16 protein-coding genes are annotated in these 16,938 nt (G+C 63.0%); 5 read left to right on the top strand and 11 right to left on the bottom strand.

Annotated features, from left to right (window positions below; translation table 11 throughout):
- Nucleotides 1–54 precede the first annotated feature (54 nt).
- From UP09_RS19610 to UP09_RS38180, 6 genes are all read right to left on the bottom strand, one after another.
- Nucleotides 55–912 carry a fused MFS transporter/spermidine synthase family protein gene (locus UP09_RS19610; RefSeq protein WP_245302066.1) on the bottom strand — a complete coding sequence of 286 codons (858 nt, stop codon included), beginning with the start codon at nucleotides 910–912 and terminating at the stop codon, nucleotides 55–57.
- A gap of 3 nt (nucleotides 913–915) precedes the next feature.
- Nucleotides 916–2,001: a ketopantoate reductase family protein gene (locus tag UP09_RS19605; RefSeq protein ID WP_044539894.1), complete on the bottom strand. Its 1,086-nt coding sequence runs from the start codon at nucleotides 1,999–2,001 to the stop codon at nucleotides 916–918.
- Nucleotides 2,002–2,157: 156 nt separating this feature from the next.
- Nucleotides 2,158–2,589 carry a CBS domain-containing protein gene (locus UP09_RS19600; protein WP_044539893.1) on the bottom strand — a complete coding sequence of 144 codons (432 nt, stop codon included), beginning with the start codon at nucleotides 2,587–2,589 and terminating at the stop codon, nucleotides 2,158–2,160.
- A gap of 256 nt (nucleotides 2,590–2,845) precedes the next feature.
- Complete coding sequence (gene oxlT / locus UP09_RS19595) at nucleotides 2,846–4,189, bottom strand: oxalate/formate MFS antiporter (RefSeq protein WP_044539892.1); 1,344 nt, start codon at nucleotides 4,187–4,189, stop codon at nucleotides 2,846–2,848.
- A gap of 230 nt (nucleotides 4,190–4,419) precedes the next feature.
- Nucleotides 4,420–5,709, bottom strand: a complete 1,290-nt coding sequence (oxlT, locus tag UP09_RS19590; protein ID WP_044539967.1) for an oxalate/formate MFS antiporter — start codon at nucleotides 5,707–5,709, stop codon at nucleotides 4,420–4,422.
- Between the two features lie 343 nt (nucleotides 5,710–6,052).
- Nucleotides 6,053–6,190, bottom strand: coding sequence for a hypothetical protein (locus UP09_RS38180; RefSeq protein WP_197082700.1), 138 nt, complete (start codon nucleotides 6,188–6,190; stop codon nucleotides 6,053–6,055).
- Between the two features lie 289 nt (nucleotides 6,191–6,479).
- Here UP09_RS38180 and UP09_RS19585 point away from each other — a divergent pair, with 289 nt between their 5' ends.
- From UP09_RS19585 to UP09_RS19565, 5 genes are all read left to right on the top strand, one after another.
- On the top strand, nucleotides 6,480–7,193 hold the full coding sequence (locus tag UP09_RS19585) for a VC0807 family protein (RefSeq protein WP_283806008.1): 714 nt from the start codon (nucleotides 6,480–6,482) through the stop codon (nucleotides 7,191–7,193).
- Nucleotides 7,190–8,335, top strand: a complete 1,146-nt coding sequence (locus UP09_RS19580; RefSeq protein ID WP_044539890.1) for a DSD1 family PLP-dependent enzyme — start codon at nucleotides 7,190–7,192, stop codon at nucleotides 8,333–8,335. The genes UP09_RS19585 and UP09_RS19580 overlap by 4 nt, the downstream gene beginning before the upstream one ends.
- A 78-nt stretch (nucleotides 8,336–8,413) precedes the next feature.
- Nucleotides 8,414–9,613, top strand: a complete 1,200-nt coding sequence (locus UP09_RS19575; protein ID WP_044539889.1) for an aminotransferase class V-fold PLP-dependent enzyme — start codon at nucleotides 8,414–8,416, stop codon at nucleotides 9,611–9,613.
- 3 nt (nucleotides 9,614–9,616) lie between these two features.
- Entirely contained in the window at nucleotides 9,617–10,210 is a 594-nt protein-coding gene (locus tag UP09_RS19570; protein WP_052833140.1) for a TetR/AcrR family transcriptional regulator, read from the top strand.
- Nucleotides 10,211–10,484: 274 nt separating this feature from the next.
- On the top strand, nucleotides 10,485–11,906 hold the full coding sequence (locus UP09_RS19565; protein WP_197082699.1) for a lyase family protein: 1,422 nt from the start codon (nucleotides 10,485–10,487) through the stop codon (nucleotides 11,904–11,906).
- Between the two features lie 60 nt (nucleotides 11,907–11,966).
- Here the strand turns inward: UP09_RS19565 and UP09_RS19560 are convergent, their stop codons facing one another.
- From UP09_RS19560 to UP09_RS19535, 5 genes are all read right to left on the bottom strand, one after another.
- Nucleotides 11,967–12,221 carry a hypothetical protein gene (locus tag UP09_RS19560; RefSeq protein WP_044539887.1) on the bottom strand — a complete coding sequence of 85 codons (255 nt, stop codon included), beginning with the start codon at nucleotides 12,219–12,221 and terminating at the stop codon, nucleotides 11,967–11,969.
- A 261-nt stretch (nucleotides 12,222–12,482) separates the two neighbouring features.
- Nucleotides 12,483–12,821: a hypothetical protein gene (locus UP09_RS19550; RefSeq protein WP_044539885.1), complete on the bottom strand. Its 339-nt coding sequence runs from the start codon at nucleotides 12,819–12,821 to the stop codon at nucleotides 12,483–12,485.
- Between the two features lie 227 nt (nucleotides 12,822–13,048).
- The gene (gene frc, locus UP09_RS19545) at nucleotides 13,049–14,326 is read right to left on the bottom strand and encodes a formyl-CoA transferase (RefSeq protein ID WP_044539884.1); all 1,278 of its coding nucleotides are present in this window, start codon (nucleotides 14,324–14,326) and stop codon (nucleotides 13,049–13,051) included.
- A 64-nt stretch (nucleotides 14,327–14,390) separates the two neighbouring features.
- Nucleotides 14,391–16,124, bottom strand: coding sequence for an oxalyl-CoA decarboxylase (oxc, locus tag UP09_RS19540; protein WP_044539883.1), 1,734 nt, complete (start codon nucleotides 16,122–16,124; stop codon nucleotides 14,391–14,393).
- Nucleotides 16,125–16,187: 63 nt separating this feature from the next.
- Nucleotides 16,188–16,880 carry a GntR family transcriptional regulator gene (locus UP09_RS19535; RefSeq protein WP_044539882.1) on the bottom strand — a complete coding sequence of 231 codons (693 nt, stop codon included), beginning with the start codon at nucleotides 16,878–16,880 and terminating at the stop codon, nucleotides 16,188–16,190.
- Nucleotides 16,881–16,938: the final 58 nt, after the last annotated feature.

Raw genomic sequence — 16,938 nt, 5'->3', positions numbered from 1 at the left:
CGGCAAAAGTCTATCCTGCAGGAGCGGCGGGCCCATGCGGAAATGCGGGGATCTTCAGCGGTCTTCACGCAGGCGGAAGTTCATCTCGATCTTCGTGGCGGCGTTGCCGCTCGACGGGCGCCAGGCCGTGTAGCCCGGCGTGGGATCGGGATCGCTGCCGAGATCGAGCCGCCAGGTGACTTCGTCGATGCCGGGCAGGGCCAGGCTGACGACGCGTTGGCTCGCCTTGTACGACAACGACGCCGTCGCGAGGATGACCTGGCGGTTGCCGTCATGGCCGTGCCAGCCATCGCTCACGCTGACGAGCGCATATCTGCGGCCGCCTTCGGTGACATCGATATGTACATCCTCTTTCGATGGCGGCAGGGCCATGTCCGGCGGCAGCCGGAACTGCAGGTCGAGCGTCATGAAGCCATGCGTGAGGTAGGGCGAGCGGATCAACTCGTACCACGCCCACCACCCGAGCCCTCCGGCGAGAACAAGAAGCGCAACCGCGAAGGGGCGTGAGATGCGCGTCGGTGGCGTGGTGGCGTTGCCGGACGGCGCCGCGGAGGGCACGCTTTTGACGATGCCGATTCCAGTGAATAGCCACACGCCGGCGATGAAGCCCACCACAGCGCCGATCGGTCCGATATTGAAGAAGGCACCCATGGCGGTGCCGCCGTCGCGGTCCGGCCCCGCGAGCGCGACCACCAGAAAGGCGAGCCCGAACCAGCCGGCCAGCATGCCGATCAGACCGGAGAGAAGGCCGAGGATGATGCGCATGAACAGGGTGATGCCAGCCGCGCGAATTCGCTTGGTCATCAAGCTAGCAGGTGCCGACGGCAAGAACCAGTTCACGCCTATGGTTCGCCGCTGCCATCGATCGCGACGAAGACGCGAGCTCCCTTCCGATTCAATCAGAATCGACAAGCTCTACGTCACTGCAAGTGCAACGCCTGTCGGCGCGCCTGAGGCGTCTGCCGCGATGCCCCTCAGTTTCTGATTGACGATCTGCACCGTGCGGTCGATGTCGACATTGGGGACGCCAAGCTGATGTGAAATCAGCTTCACCAGCAGGTCGACGCGCTCGATGGTCGGCGCGCCGCCCGCGACCGCGCGTGCCGCCGACGAGGGCTTGAGCAGGCTTTCCGCCGCTTTGGCGTATTTCTCGAAAGGGACCTGATCGGCGGGATCGGCGCCGAGACGCTGGGCGATGGCATCGACATGGCCGTAGATCGAGCGCGAGAGATTGATATCGCCGTGCACCGCGTCGCGGATCGATTGCGGCTCGCGCTGTGTGATGCAGCGATAATTCCCGGTCAGCAGCATCGACCATTTGGCCAGCGGCACGAACATCGAATCGAACACTCTGAGCTTCACTGGAACGTCCTGACCATCGAGCGTCACCGCATCGATGTCAGTCTCCAGCTCCCGAAGCAGCAGATTATGTTTCGCGTCCGCAAATGGCGCCGCCTTGAAGTTGGTCGGCAGGCCGACATGAAGAACATTCGCCGCCTCTTCCGGTGGACGGAAGGCCTGCGGATCAGGGGAGCAGAGCGACACCAGGCCCGGCTCGAACCGCTCCCATACAGCGGCATTGGTATAGGCCGCCTCCAGATCCATTGTCGCAAGCGCGGGGATCCGCTTGAGATAGGGCAAAGGCGGCATGTTCATGATCGACAGGCAAGGCAGCTTCGCCTTGGCGATCTCTTTCATCAGGGCCTTGATCGCATGGTCGGCGTATTGCGGTTCCTGCATCGCAAGACCGACCAGATCATAGCGCGAAGGATCGACGTCGGCGGGCTCGACCGCGTCCAGGATCCCGGGCAAGTCGCGCGAGAAGATTGGCCGATGGGTCGCTTCATCGCGCAGCTTGATACGAACTTCAGTGCCGTCCCGATTGATGAGGTCGGCCGTCTGTTTCCGGCAAACCAGGGTGGCGTTGTGACCCGCCATCAAAAGCTTTGTCGCCAGCAATGAGCCGTACGAGGCTCCAAGGATCAGAATGTTCCGCGCCATGCGTCCTCCCAAAGATGATGTTTCCGGCGCGCACGATCCCGGCGCAGATTTGCGATCACCTGTCTTGCGACAGGCGTTAGGCCAGATATTGCGGTGTGATGCCGTCGTCCCCGTGCGTGCAATGCCAGGGATATCGGCGCTATCAGAAGCGATCGGTCAGGCCGCGAACACCGTGGCGGTGCCGGTCGCTTCCTCGTCGAGCGCAGCCGAGATGTCGCGCATGCTGACGACGCCGATCAGGCTGTAATTGTCGATCACGGGCACGTGGCGGATGTGGTGCTTGTTCATGAGATGACGGATATGCTCGATCGTGTCGGTCGAATTGCAGGACACCAACTGCTGCACGGACACGAATTGCGACACCCGCATGTTGGCGCCGGCGGCGCCATGCTGGGCGATCGCGCGCACGACGTCGCGCTCGGTGAACATGCCGACGGGGGTGTTGCCCTCGGTGCGGACGACATCCTTCACAACGAGCGCGCTGATATTGCTCGAGCGCATCAGTTGCGCGGCGATCGCCACGGTCTCGTTCATGCGAACGGTTGCGACGCGGGCGGTTTTCTTGCGCAGGATATCTCCGACTTGCATGGCGACCTCCTTGGGTTGTTGGTGACGCTAGTCTGGTATACATAATACCAATTGTCAACACGGCGCAGACGAAGGTACGACCAAATAATCACTGTAAATAGACAGAATTACTGACGCTTGTGGACTATCGGGAGGCGGAGCACGGTACTGAGGGCCTCAGTCATTGGTCTTCTTGTATCTGGCATGCCTGCAGCGGGGCAAAAAGAAGAGGCGCACCGAAGTGCGCCTCCTTCCGGTCCAGCGAGACGGATTGGGATCAGGCCGTCTTGGCATTTGTCTTGGCGTTCGTCTCAGTGCTCGTCTTGGCGCTCGCGGCTTCGGCGGCGGCCTCGCTGCCGAGGATGAAGGCGCGCCGCATCGGCTTGATCACGAACAGCGCCATCAGCGCCGCAGTGGCATTGAGCGCGACCGCGATCACGAACACCGCCTGCCAGCCATAGCTGGCGGCGACGATGCTGGCGGCCGGCACCAGCAGCGAGGCGGTGCCCTTCGCGGTGTAGAGCATGCCGTTGTTGGTGGTCGCGTACTTCGATCCGAAGGTGTCGCCGCAGGTCGCCGGGAACAGCGAGTAGATCTCGCCGAAGACGCCGAAATAGACGGCGGTCGAGAGCACGAACACCAGCGGAATATGGCCCCAGGTCGAGAGCGTCAGCAGCATCAGCGCACCGGTGCCGAACGCGATGAACATGGTGTGCTCGCGGCCGATCTGGTCGGAGACCCAGCCGAAGAACGGACGTCCGAAGCCGTCGAAGATGCGGTCGAGCGAAATCGCAAACGTCAGCGCCGCCATCTGGAAGCCGGCGAGCGAGACCGGCACATTGGCGATCTTGTAGTCGTGCGCGATCGGCGCGATCTGCGCCGCCGTCATCAGGCCGCCGGCAGCGACCATCACGAACACCAGATACATGGTCCAGAAGATCGGGCTGCGCAGCACCTGCGGCGGCGTGAAGTCGATCTTGGTCTGCGGCAGATTGAGCTGCTTCTTCTTCGCCGGCATCGCGACATCAGGCTTCTGGATGAAGAAGGCGAGCACGAAGACGATCAGGCCCTGGCCGATGCCGAAATCGAAGAATGCGCTCTGATACCCGCTCGAAGCGATCATGATCGAGATCGGCCACACGGTCAGCGCGGCGCCGGCGCCGAAGCCGGCTGCGGTGGCGCCGGCGGCGAGGCCGCGGCGATCGGGAAACCATTTCAGCGCATTGCCGACACAGGTGCCGTACACCGCGCCGGCACCCATGCCGCCGATCACGGCGGCGGTATAGAGCAGAGTGAGCGAGTCGGCGTAGGAGTTGAGCACCCACGCGAGCGCGATCATGATGCCGCCGAACATGATGACGATGCGCGGGCCGTATTTGTCGACGAACCAGGCTTCGACCGGCACCAGCCAGGTCTCGGTCACGACAAAGATCGTGAAGGCGAGCTGGATTGCCGCGCGGCCCCAGTGATGCGCGCCGTCGATCGGGTCGACGAACAGCGTCCAGCCGTATTGCAGGTTCGCGATCATCGCCATGCAGACGATGCCCATCGCGAGCTGGAGCCAGCGGAAACCACTCGACGAAGGTTGTGCTTGTGTGACGGCAGCGTTGCTGGACACCATCAAATCCTCCCGAACGCGTTCTTGCTCTTGTGACCGAGTGACGCAATTGGTGTGACGTATCATCACAACCATTGCGTGGATGCTGGTATACTTTATTCCAGAAAGCAAGCCCATCCTTCGGTTGCGTTGCAGCATAATTGGCATCCAGGATACCGTTTCTCACGATGCGGGAAAGCAAAACGCCCGGCAGTTAGCCGGGCGCTTCGTCGTCAGGACGGTTGGGCGATTGCTTACGCCATCGACTTTGCCACCACGATTTTTCGCCAGGGTTTGAGCACCGCGATGGCAAGCACCGAGGCCAGGATGTTGGCGCCGGCGGCGATGATGAACACGTTGTCCCAATGACCCGACGACTGCTGCATGTAGTTTGCGATCGGCACCAATAGCGCCGCGGTGCCCTTCGCGGTGTACAGCAGGCCCGCATTCGTGGTCGCGAACTTGGCGCCGAACGTGTCGGTACAGGTCGAGGGGAACAGCGAATAGATCTCGCCCCAGGCAAAGAACACGAAGCCGGACAGGATCACGAACCATACCGGATCGTGGCCGAGCATGTAGAGCGCCCAGATGCCGAGGCCCTCCATCCCGAACGCGATGAACATCGTGTTCTCGCGGCCGATCATGTCGGAGATCCAGCCGAAGAACGGACGCGTCAGGCCGTTGAGGATCCGGTCGATGGTCGCGGCGAACGTCACCGCCGTCATGGTGATGCCGACCAGCGTCACCGGAATGGCGTCGACCTTCCAGTCGACGGCGATCGGCTTCAGGTTTGCCGTCACCATCAGGCCGCCGGCGCCGACGATCACGAACATGACGTACATCAGCCAGAAAATAGGCTGCCGCAGCACCTCGGTCGGCTGATAGTTGCGCCGGGTCTGGATCAGATTGGCGTTCTGCACCGTCTGCGGCACCTGTCCCGCTTTCGGCGCCAGCAGAAAGAAGGCGAGCAGCATGATGACGATGCCCTGGCCGAGACCGAAAGTAAGGAAGGTGGCCTGGAAGCCGGAGTCCTTGATCATCGCCTGGATCGGCGCGACCGTCAGCGCCGAGCCTGCACCGAAGCCGGCCGCGGTGATCCCGGCGGCGAGGCCGCGCTTGTCGGGAAACCACTTCAGCGCATTGCCGACGCAGGTGCCGTAGACGCCGCCGGCGCCGATGCCCGCGACGATCATGCCGAGATAGTAGCCGTTGAGCGTGGTCGCCTGGGCGTTGATCGCCCAGCCGACCGCGCAGAGGATGCCGCCGATCAGCACGACGACGCGCGGGCCGTATTTGTCGACGAACCAGCCTTCGACCGGCACCAGCCAAGTCTCGAATAACACAAAGAGGGTAAAGGCCCACTGGATCGAGGCGCGATCCCATCCGAATGTCTTCTGGATGTCGGGGACGAAGAACGTCCAGCCGTATTGATAGTTTGCGATCATCACCATTGCGGCGACGCCGATCGCAAGTTGTGTCCAGCGATAGGTGTCGCTGACACGTGCGGCTGTAGCGGCCGTACTTGCCTGAACCATTTCCGACATTGCTCCTCCCAACGCGCGCTTATCGTCATTCTGGTTTTGGCGCGCGCCGGTCAGGTTGGTATCCGATATGCCAAGATTCAACGCGGCGCGGGGCCGCGTGCGTTTTTGCCGCAGAGCTTGGACGGCCGCGCTGGAAGACTAGTTCAAGGCGAAAAAAATGGCCCCGGAAATCCGGGGCCATTGGTCGAAGGTTCAATTTCAGATTGTGTTTCGCAACGAAAGCCCCGCCGCAGCGCGCAAGACTCTCAAGGCATGATCCGGAAAACCGTGTGGCGTGTTGGCGCAGACATCACGCGCGGGCAGGAAACGAAACGCGATGATTGCTCGTCGCGCCTTGGTGACGTCAGAGGCCGACGCGCGGCAGGTCGCCGTTGCGGTTGGAGATCTCCGCGCTCTTCATCAGCAGGCGGTCGATCGAGGCGAGCAGGCGGCCGAACAGGGTGCCGGACGGTGCGATCGCGAGTGCGGTGGTCTTGGACATTTGGTGTCCCCTTATCCTGGAGGCCGGCGACGGGCCGGCTCATCATCTGGGAGTAATCTATGTATACCAGATGCCACGAACAACGGGCTTGTTTGCATGGCAGCATGAACGAGAGTGCAACGCAGCAAAAAAATCTGATTGGCATGCCAGAAGGCTTGGTTTCCGCCGTAGAACCGCTGCAGAGCTCGGCCGGTTCGTATCGCACTTGCGTGTAACGATCGTTTCATGTAACGATTGTTACAGATAACCAGCTCGTGTCGATTCCGCGGGCCAGTCGGAGGTGCTCGTCATGCAATCTATTCCGTCGGCCAAGGGGGCTGCCAAGGGTGGACACGCTTTATCCAGCCGTGTCGCCATCAAGGCGCTTTTCAAGAGCGTGGTGATCAATATGATCGCGCCCGCGGTCATCTACAGCTTGGCGGCACCGCACTTTGCGGCCATGAGTCTGGCGCCGCTGGCCCTGTCGGGTACGCCGCCGATCATCTGGCTCGCCTACGGCGTCGTCAAACTCAGGGCGATCGACTTTCTGGGGCTGTTCGCAGCGGAGAACACGGTCGTCCGCATCGCCGCCCTGGCTCTGGCTCATTCCGAGCAACAGGCGCTGATCGGGCGTTCGATGGAGAATGTGTTCCTGGCGGCGTTGTTCCTGGCGTCGCTGGCCACAACCAAACCATTGGTGCTGCAAATGTCCCGCCAGTTGCAGACTGGCAACGATCCGGCCAAGCGCGATGCTTTCGATGCCGCTGCGACCCGCCCGGCTGCGCTGAAGACCTACCAGACGCTCACGCTGGGCTGGACCTTCGCGCTCCTGATCAAGGCGGCAGGGGCCTATCTCCTGGCCGCCAATTTCGCCACCAAGGATTACCTGCTGTTCTCGCCGCTCTGGGACATCGTCAGTGACAGCGTGCTGGTGACCTGGAGCATGCTCTATGGGAGGTCGCGTCTGCAGCAGCGGCCTACTGAGGATGTCGAATTCATCAGCCACAGCGGAGTAGCGCCATGACCGACGAAGAGTTGCATCGCCTGCTGATAGGTCGCCCCGGCTCTCGCCAGGCGCTGAATACGCCGGCCCTGATCCTCGACCTTGCCGTGCTGAAGGCGAACATCGCACGCATGGCGGAATTCGCCGCCTCCGGCGGGCTGGCTCTGCGTCCTCACGTCAAGACGCACAAGAGCCCGCACATCGCGCGGCTACAGATCGAGGCCGGTGCCATCGGACTGTGCTGTGCCAAGATCGGCGAAGCCGAGGTCATGGCGGAGCATGGCTTGACCAGTGGTCTGCACCTCACTTCGCCTGTAGTGCCGCTGCCGGCGCTGCAACGGCTGGTCGCCCTGAACCTGCGCACAGAGGATTTAAGCTGCGTCGTCGATCATCCGGCCAATGTCGAGGCGCTCGGCGAGGCGGCGCGGACGTCCGGGCGGCCGCTCGGCGTGATGATCGACATCGATCCCGGCATCCGCCGCACCGGCGTCGGCAGCCCGGCGGCGGCGCTTCGGCTGCTGGAGGCGATCCGGCGCGAACCTTTCCTGCGCTTCGCCGGCGTGCAGTGCTACTGCGGCGCTCAGCAACACATCGAGAGCTTCGCAGCGCGCCGGCAGGCCATCGTCGAACGCAACGCATTCATCGCCGAGATCGTCGAGACGCTCGCCGCAGCCGATGCCCGCCCGTCCGTGATCACCGGAGGCGGCACCGGGACTCATCGCATCGATGCCGAGCTCGGCTTGTTCACCGAGTTGCAGGTTGGTTCCTACGTGTTCATGGATCGCGAATATCTGGACTGTGACCTCGCAGGCGACGGCGGACCGTCGCCGTTCGAGACGTCGTTGATGGTGGACGCGCGCGTGGTCAGCGCGAACAGCCCCGGATTGGTCACGGTGGATGCCGGCTTCAAGGCCTTCTCGACCGACGCGGGCGCGCCGTCTGTCCTGGCCGGCGCACCCAAGGGATCCACCTACCGTTTCATGGGAGACGAGCACGGCGCCCTGTTGCTGCCTTCAGGCGTCAACTTGCCGCTCGCGAGCCTGGTCACCTTCGGCGTTCCGCACTGCGACCCCACCGTCAACCTTTACGACACCTATCACGTGGTCGAAGCCGACACTTTGTGTGCGATGTGGCCGGTCGCCGCGCGGGGCCGGTCTCGCTAGCTCTAGCTCGCGGCCCACGGTTCTCGATGGTAGGATTCGCAAGCCGCATGGCGGCGACGTCAACGAGTGAGCCGGACAATGGACATCGAAAGGATCAGGGCGGAGACGCCTGCGTTGGAGCAGCAAACGTTTCTGCTCAGCGCAGGTGCATCATTGATGCCGGATCCCGTCGTGGATGCGATGATCGAACATTTGCGCCTCGAGCGGGCGATCGGCGGCTATGGGGCCGCTGATCGCGAACGCGCGCGCATCGAGGGCGTCTACGCCACTGTTGCCGAATTGGTGAATGCCGACCGGGACGAAATCGCCCTCGTCGAGAGTGCCACCGTCGGCTGGCAGCGGGCGTTCTATGCGCTCGATTGGCAGCCCGGCGACCGCATCCTGACAGGCCGCGCCGAGTATGCCGCCAACTATGTTGCCTTCCTCCAGGTGAGCAGGCGTCGTGGCGTCGTCGTCGAGGTCATCCCGAACGACGCTTTCGGGGCCACCGACCCCGAGGCGCTGCGTGCCATGATCGACGAGCGGGTGAAGCTGATCGCGATTACCTGGGTCCCGACCAATGGAGGCTTGACCAACCCCGCCGCGGCGATTGGAAGGATCGCGCGTCAGGCAGGGGTGCTGTATTTGCTTGATGCCTGCCAGGCCGCCGGACAGATGCCGATCGACGTCAAGGCGCTTCACTGCGACATCCTGGTCGCCAGCGGGCGAAAGTTCCTGCGCGGACCGCGTGGGACGGGCTTCCTCTATATCAGGCGCGAGCTGGCGCTCGGCCTCGAGCCCGCGATGATCGATCATTTCGCCGCGCCCTGGACTGCGACGAGCGAGTATACGCTGCGGCCGGACGCGCGTCGGTTCGAGACCTGGGAAGCCAATTACGTCGACCGGATCGGGTTGGGCGCGGCCTGTCGCTACGCCCTGGCGATCGGCCTCGACGAGATCGCCATGCGTTGCCGGACGCTTGCCGAACGTCTGCGGGTCGGTCTATCCGGCCTGAAAGGGATCGCCCTGCATGACCTTGGCGTCGACAAGTCTGCCATCGTCAGCTTCACAATCGAAGGTCGATCGGTGCGCGAGGTGCTGGACGCGGCTGCGAAGGCCGGGATCGTCATTGGCGCTTCAGCACCCGCAAGCACGCGTCTCGATTCGGATGCCCGAGGGCTTCCCGATCTTCTGCGGGCCTCGCCACACTATTTCAACCTGGAAGCCGAGGTCGATCGCCTCATCGATTTTTGCGCGTCCATGGGGCGGCAACAGCGAGGGGCGGACGATCCGCGCTGAGACATGAGCATAGAATCAACCGGTGATCGACGCACGGAACTCCTGGAGGCCATCGTCGATGTGCTTCTGGCGGACGGGATCGCCGACCTGTCGCTGCGGCCGCTGGCGGAACGTGTCGGCACCAGTGCCCGCCTCCTGATCTACCACTTCGGCAATAAGGAAGATCTCCTGGCCGCAGCCCTGGCACAGGTGCGCGCCCGCATCGCCGGGGAGCTGAGAGCGTTGGCTCAAACCGACTCGTCTCGTTCCATTGACGCTGCGCTGACGCGCTTCTGGCACTGGGCGACTGCCGAACCCAATCAGAAATATTTCCGCCTTCTGTTTGAGATCGACGGCCTCGCGATGCACGACCAGCTGCGCTTCTCCACTCAGGCGAGGAATGAGAGCACGTCGGTCTGGTTGAATCTGATCAGGAACGTGGAGGCTTTATCCGGCCGGTCCTCGATCGACCCGCCAGGGCGGACGACGCTGATCTGGGCAACAATCGCGGGGCTGCTGCAGGATTTCCTGACGACCGGCGATCACGCGCGAACGACCGAGGCCTTGCACTATTTTCTCGGCCTGATTGCTGATGATGAACGAGCCCGGGCCGATTAGCGAAGTCGCAACGGGAGGAGGAGCGGCTGGGCGGCTGCTGGTCGCGCAGTTCGCGTGACCTGGCGTCTTTTCGTCGCTCATGGCCGCCTTCTCATTGGGGCGCGCGATCCCGGCACGCGCCTTCGGGTATCCGGCGTTTGCCCAGCGGGCGATATTCTGGAATACGTCGCAGGCGAAGATGGCAACGCCGATAGCGGCTAGGGGGCTGATCCGACGCGCGATCGATCGCGGCGCGCGCAGCGCGACGTTGCCTTATGCAGACCAGGAGCAAGTCATGGCAAATCTCTCACTTCCCGGGAATCCGCGGTATCAGCCGAAGGACCTGCAATCGGTCTTCGGCTACGACAATTTGTTTCGGGCGATTGCCGAGGTCGAAATCGCAACGTTGAAAACGTTGGCCGACATCGGGATCATTCCCGAGGCCAATATCGCATCACTGACGCCTGCCGTTGAGCAGGAGCTGCTCGCCATCTCGACCAGCGAAGTCGATGATGTCGAACGCAACGTGACCAAGCACGACATTCGCGCCTGGATCCGGATCGCCCAGAGCAAGGTCGACCCCGGACTTCGGCGCTGGATTCATGTTCCGCTCACAAGCTACGATGCGCTCGACACGGCTCGCGCTCTGCAGTTCGTGCGCGGACACGAGGTGGTGAAGCGGCTGACCGACAAGGTGATCGGTCACTTCGTCGAGCAAGTTGATTTATTCGCGCTGCAGCCGCAGATCGGCCGAACCCATGGACAGCACGCGCTGCCGATCACCGTCGGCTTCTGGCTTGCGACGATCCTGAGCCGGATTCTCACCAACATCCAAAGCGCCAACACTGCTGCGGACAAGCTGGTGGGAAAAATCTCCGGCGCGGTCGGCGTCTACAATGCGCAAGTGGGGCTGGGCATCGCAGCGCGCTGCGGCGACAAGACCTTTGAGGCGCGTGTGCTCGAAAAGCTCGGCCTCAAACCCGCGCCGATCAGCACCCAGATCCTTTCGCCGGAGCCACTGGCCGATTACCTGTTCGCCTGCGTCAAGCTCTCCGCCGCCTTCGGCCAGTTTGGTCGGGACGGCCGGCATTTGATGCGGACCGAGATTGCCGAACTCGGCGAACCCTTCGAGAAAGGACAGGTCGGATCGTCAACTATGGCTCACAAGCGGAACCCGATCAATTTCGAGAACCTCGAGGGCACCTGGATCAAGAACCAGGTCGAATTCGGCAAGGTTCTGGCGACGATGATCAGCGAGCACCAGCGTGACCTGGTCGGCAGCCCGATCGCGCGGGATTTCCCGACGATTGTGGTCAATCTGGTCAATCAGCTCAACACCCTGCTGCGCGAAGCAGGCGGCAAGCCGTTCATCTCGCGGATCTCGGTCGACGAAGCCTCGCTCAGGCGAAACTTCGCAGCTCAGGGCGATGCCATTCTTGCCGAGCCGATCTACATCGCGCTCCAGATGGCCGGCTATGAAGGCGATGCTCACGAGTTGGTGAATCACGTCGCCATGCCGCGTTCAGGGCAGGAGGGAGTTTCGCTTCTCGAAGCGACGCAATGGGCGCTTGCGCAGCAGTCAGCAGACCAAGTGTGGAGCAAGATCCCGGCGGAGACGATCAACATGCTGGGCAAGCCGGAAACTTACACCGGCGCCGCGGCAGCGAAGGCTCGCGACATCGCGGCGAGTGCCGAGGCCTATCTCAAGGGGGTGTAGGCCGCGCGCGAACGAGGAAAACCGGGGTTACGACCCCGGCTTTCCTTTGGTGCGTCGGGATCAGTTTGCCTTCATGTTGCCAGTGGCATCGTAGTCCTTGGACGGGTTGTATCCGGACTCGCGCAGGTTCTCGAGGCGCGAATCGTGCGCACTGAGGACATCGGCGGGGAAAGCACCCTCTGCAGCGGGCGCGTTGGTGTCGAGGTGGTGGTGGTAGTGGTGCGTGACGTGGTGGGCGGTGCGGACCGACTCGGTAGCCATGGCAGCACCGCTGACGACGAGAGTGGCCGCAGAAGCGAGGATGAGAAGTCGCATGATAGTCCTCCGTTTTTTTGTTCTTGAACACACGCACGACTACGCCACCCAGCGCAAAAAGTTCAGCCCCGCTTCGGTAAACTTTGGATCGCGGGCGCGTGACGGGATCGTGATGGATGCGACCTGAAGCGGCGAAGCGCGAGGGCTGAGATCGTCGGCGTTGCTCGTTGCCACGCCGACGGCAGCGCTGGTGAGGTGAGGCTGCTGCCAATTGCGCAGCGGTCGCTGCAAGCCTTCGCCGGCTTGCGGAGGAAACGATCGCTACGGAACCCGGCTCAGTTCCACGCCATCGACCACCATCTTCCACGTCCCTGCCTCTTGGTAGGGTGGTTTCGACACCTCGAATGTCGATGAGAAGTATGGAATGCCGACGACAAAATTGTCGCCCTCGAACCTCCGCAGCGGGGCGTTGATCGACGTCGTGATGCTGCCCTTGACGCGCTTGTAGCGGACGGACCCGTCCTGGGCGAGCAGCAGGCTCATCGTTTGCGATCGCCACTCACCGACATAGGCAGCCTTGTCGCTCGGCACCGGCTGTCCGCACGCCGACAAGGTCAACAAGGCCGCGACGGGAATCACGAACCGAATGTGCTTGCTCATTTTGCTCTCCAACCGGCGGAGAACCGGAACATCCCTAAAATGGGAGATTACTGCAACATTTGCGTGTCCAGAAAGACGTCCGGCCAAGCTCGGCGGCATGGATCAGGTGCTCGACCGCGAGCTGCCGGTCCGGCGATATCCGGATCGCGGCGTCGCCGGGTCTCGTCACTCACAAAAATGGCCGCGGTTGCCCGCGGCCATTTTCGTTTCGCGCTGAGTGCGGCCGCTTACTCCGCCGCCTGCTTGCGCGGCGGATCGAGCGCGCCGGAATCGTGGATCTCGGCGACCTGGTGATCGCTGAAGCCGAGCACCTGGCGCAGGATTTCGTCGGTGTGCTCGCCGAGCAGCGGCGAGCGGGTGACTTCGCTGGGAGAGTCCGACAGCTTGATCGGGTTGCCGACCGAGATGTACTTGCCGCGGGTTGGGTGATCGACCTCGACCACGGTGCCGGTCGCGCGCAGCGACTGGTCTTCGGCCAGTTCCTTCATCGACAGGATCGGACCGCAGGGGATGTCGTCCTTGTTGAGGATCTCCATCGCCTCGAATTTTGTCTTGGTCATCGTCCATTGTTCGATGCGAGCAAAAATCTCGTTCAGGCGTGGCAGGCGGGCCGGCGGCTTGGCGTAGTTCGGATCGGTCTTCCAGGTCGGCTCGCCGATCACGTCGCAGATCTTCTCCCACACCGGCGCCTGGGTGATGAAGTAGATGTAGGCGTTCGGATCGGACTCCCAGCCCTTGCACTTCAGGATACGGCCGGGCTGGCCGCCGCCGGAATCGTTGCCGGCGCGCGGCACGGCGTCGCCAAACGGGATGCCTTCGCCGAACTGGCTGTATTCCTTCAGCGGACCGTGCGCGAGACGCTGCTGGTCACGCAGCTTGACGCGGGCGAGGTTGAGCACGCCGTCCTGCATCGCCGCGGTGACCTTCTGGCCCTGACCGGTCATGGTGCGCTGATAGAGCGCGGTGACGATGCCGAGCGCGAGATGCAACCCGGTGCCGCTGTCGCCGATCTGCGCGCCGGTGACCAGCGGCAGTCCGTCGCGGAAGCCGGTGGTGGAGGCGGCGCCGCCGGTGCACTGCGCGACATTCTCATAGACCTTACAGTCTTCGTAGGGGCCGGGGCCAAAACCCTTGATCGAGGCGACGATCATCTTCGGGTTAAGGGCGTGGATCTTCTCCCAGGGGAAGCCCATGCGGTCGAGCACGCCGGGACCGAAATTCTCCACCAGCACGTCGCAGCTCTTGATCAGTGCTGTGAGCACTTCCTTGCCCTTCGGGTTCTTGGTGTCGAGCGTGATCGAGCGCTTGTTGTGGTTCAGCATGGTGAAATACAGGCTGTCCACGTTCGGGATGTCCTGCAGCTGGCCGCGCGTGATGTCGCCGACGCCGGGACGCTCGACCTTGATCACGTCGGCGCCGAACCAGGCCAGCAACTGCGTGCAGGTCGGACCCGACTGGACGTGGGTGAAATCGAGAATGCGAACGCCCTTGAGCGCCTTGGTCATCGTGTATGCTCCGTACTCTGGTCTACCCCTGCACCCGCAGGGAAAATGGGTTGAGGGGAATTGCTTACTTCTTCTTCTGCAGGACGCTTTGCGGATTGAGGTTGCCGATGCGGCCGCTCTCCGAACCTGCGGCGGGGTCGATCACCGCGTTGATCAGCGTCGGCTTGCCCGAATCCAAGGCCGCGTTGACCGCGCGCTTCAGGTCGTCGGGGGAGGTGGCGTTGACGCCGACGCCGCCGAAGGCTTCCATCATCTTGTCGTAGCGCGAGCCCTTGACGAACACGGTGGTCGCCGGATCGGCGTTCGAGGTGTTGACGTCGGTGCCGCGATAGATGCCGTCATTGTTGAAGATCACGATGCAGATCGGCAGTCTGTAGCGGCAGATGGTCTCGACCTCCATGCCTGAAAAACCAAAGGCGCTGTCGCCTTCGACCGCGAGCACGGGGTGGCCGGTCTCGATCGCAGCCGCGATCGAATAGCCCATGCCGATGCCCATCACGCCCCAGGTGCCGACATCGAGCCGCTTGCGCGGCTTGTGCATATCGATCACGCCGCGGGCGAGGTCGAGCGTGTTGGCGCCTTCGTTGACGAAGATGGTGTCCGGACGTTCCGCGATGATGGCCCGCAGCGCGCCGAGTGCGCCGTGATAGTCCATCGGCGAGGCGTTGCTCATCAGCTTCGGCGCCATCTTGGCGACGTTGTCGTCACGCTTCTTGGCGATGGTGGCGAGCCAGTCGGCCGGCGCGGCCGGCCAGTTCGCGCCCATCGCGTCCAGGAAGGCGGCGACGCAGGAGCCGATATCGCCGACCACGGGGGCCACGATCTCGACGTTGGAATCCATTTCCTTCGGCTCGATGTCGACCTGGATGAATTTCTTCGGAGCCTCGCCCCAGCTCTTGCCCTTGCCGTGCGACAGCAGCCAGTTGAGCCGCGCGCCGATCAGCATCACGACGTCGGCGTCCTTCAGCACGGTGGAGCGCGCAGCACCCGCGCATTGCGGATGCAGGTCGGACAACAGCCCCTTGGCCATGCTCATCGGCAGGAAAGGCACGCCGCTCTTTTCGACCAGGGTCTTGATCGCATCATCGGCCTGCGCATAAGCCGCGCCCTTGCCGAGGATGATCAGCGGACGTTTTGCGCTTCTGAGCACATCAAGCGCGCGCTTGACCGCCGATGGGGCAGGGATCTGCGCCGGGGCTGCGTCGATCACCTTGACCAGCGACTTCTGGCCGGCATCGGCGTTCATCACCTGGCCGAACAGCTTTGCCGGCAGATCGAGATAGACGCCGCCCGGACGGCCCGACACCGCGGCGCGGATCGCGCGCGCGAGCCCAATGCCGATGTCCTGGGCGTGCAGCACGCGGAATGCCGCCTTGCACAGCGGTTTTGCAACGGCGAGCTGGTCCATCTCCTCATAGTCGCCCTGCTGCAGGTCGACGATCTCGCGCTCGGAGGAGCCCGAGATCAGGATCATCGGGAAGCAGTTGGTGGTGGCGTGGGCAAGCGCGGTGAGGCCGTTGAGGAAGCCGGGCGCCGACACCGTGAGGCAAACGCCGGGCCGCTTGGTCAGGAATCCCGCGATCGAGGCGGCATAGCCGGCGTTCTGCTCGTGGCGGAACGACAGCACGCGAATGCCCGCCGCCTGGGCCATGCGGCCCAGATCCGTGATCGGGATACCCGGCACACCATAGACGGTGTTGATGCCGTTGAGCTTGAGCGCATCGATGACGAGGTGGAAGCCGTCGGTGAGGTCTTGCTCGGTGTCCGGCGCCTCGGACTTCGCAGCGGTATTCAGCATCGGCTTCGTCTCCCTGATCGTTCTTGGTTCGGACGATCTGATCGTCGTTTGAAGTGAGTGGGCTTAGAACAGTTCCTGGCCGTGTGCCTCGACATAGGCGGCAAGGCCGAGCGTGTGATCGCGTGCGCGCTTTTCGGCGAGCTCGGTGTCGCGCGCTTCGAGCGCCTCGATGATCCCGAGATGCTCGGGCAGCGAGGTCGCGGTGCGGTCCTTGCGTCCGATCGTGAGCTGGCGATAGCCGCGCACATGCAGCAGGAGGTCGTTGGTCAGATCGACCAGAACAGGTGATTCCGAGAGCGAGATCAGCGCCTGGTGGAAGGCGATGTTGGCCTTGGAATATTCCTCGACATGATCCTGCGGCAGGCGATCGTTGCTGAAGTCCTTGAAGAAGTCGCGTAGCGCCGTGATGTCCTTCTTGCGCGCGGTGGCCGTGATCAGGCGCGCGGCCATGCTCTCGAGCGCGGCCCAGGCGCGGATCATGTCGACGATCTCGGTCTTGGTACGGCGGACCACGATGATGCCGCGGCGCGGCACGGTTTTGACGAAGCCGTCCTGCTCCAGCATCGCGATGGCTTCGCGGATCGGCGTGCGGCTGACGCCGAGCCGCTCCGACAATGCGCGCTCGTCGAGCATCACCTGCTCGGGCGTCGCGTAGATGTCCATCTTCAGAATGGCTTCCTTCAAGGCCTCGTAGGCCTTGTTCTTGAAGCTCGTCTCCGGCGCGATCCGGACGATGGCGATATTTGTCTCGGCCATGTTAGGCGACGCCTTGGTCTGTTTTGGTGCGGGCACGACTCGTCTCCTCCTCTTGGAG

The sequence above is a fragment of the Bradyrhizobium sp. LTSP885 genome (genome assembly GCF_000938305.1).
GTDB lineage: Bacteria > Pseudomonadota > Alphaproteobacteria > Rhizobiales > Xanthobacteraceae > Bradyrhizobium.
This window is presented reverse-complemented; position numbering and strand designations above follow the sequence as displayed.

What these genes read in the sequence shown, in the direction of transcription:
- UP09_RS19570 (WP_052833140.1), top strand. Translation starts at nt 9,617, where the DNA reads ATGAGCATAGAATCAACCGGTGATCGACGCACGGAACTCCTGGAGGCC.
- UP09_RS19575 (WP_044539889.1), top strand. Translation starts at nt 8,414, where the DNA reads ATGGACATCGAAAGGATCAGGGCGGAGACGCCTGCGTTGGAGCAGCAA.
- UP09_RS19535 (WP_044539882.1), bottom strand. Translation starts at nt 16,880, where the DNA reads ATGGCCGAGACAAATATCGCCATCGTCCGGATCGCGCCGGAGACGAGC.
- UP09_RS19565 (WP_197082699.1), top strand. Translation starts at nt 10,485, where the DNA reads ATGGCAAATCTCTCACTTCCCGGGAATCCGCGGTATCAGCCGAAGGAC.
- UP09_RS19550 (WP_044539885.1), bottom strand. Translation starts at nt 12,821, where the DNA reads ATGAGCAAGCACATTCGGTTCGTGATTCCCGTCGCGGCCTTGTTGACC.
- UP09_RS19560 (WP_044539887.1), bottom strand. Translation starts at nt 12,221, where the DNA reads ATGCGACTTCTCATCCTCGCTTCTGCGGCCACTCTCGTCGTCAGCGGT.
- oxlT (WP_044539967.1), bottom strand. Translation starts at nt 5,709, where the DNA reads ATGTCGGAAATGGTTCAGGCAAGTACGGCCGCTACAGCCGCACGTGTC.
- oxc (WP_044539883.1), bottom strand. Translation starts at nt 16,124, where the DNA reads ATGCTGAATACCGCTGCGAAGTCCGAGGCGCCGGACACCGAGCAAGAC.
- UP09_RS19605 (WP_044539894.1), bottom strand. Translation starts at nt 2,001, where the DNA reads ATGGCGCGGAACATTCTGATCCTTGGAGCCTCGTACGGCTCATTGCTG.
- UP09_RS38180 (WP_197082700.1), bottom strand. Translation starts at nt 6,190, where the DNA reads ATGTCCAAGACCACCGCACTCGCGATCGCACCGTCCGGCACCCTGTTC.
- UP09_RS19580 (WP_044539890.1), top strand. Translation starts at nt 7,190, where the DNA reads ATGACCGACGAAGAGTTGCATCGCCTGCTGATAGGTCGCCCCGGCTCT.
- UP09_RS19600 (WP_044539893.1), bottom strand. Translation starts at nt 2,589, where the DNA reads ATGCAAGTCGGAGATATCCTGCGCAAGAAAACCGCCCGCGTCGCAACC.
- UP09_RS19585 (WP_283806008.1), top strand. Translation starts at nt 6,480, where the DNA reads ATGCAATCTATTCCGTCGGCCAAGGGGGCTGCCAAGGGTGGACACGCT.
- frc (WP_044539884.1), bottom strand. Translation starts at nt 14,326, where the DNA reads ATGACCAAGGCGCTCAAGGGCGTTCGCATTCTCGATTTCACCCACGTC.
- oxlT (WP_044539892.1), bottom strand. Translation starts at nt 4,189, where the DNA reads ATGGTGTCCAGCAACGCTGCCGTCACACAAGCACAACCTTCGTCGAGT.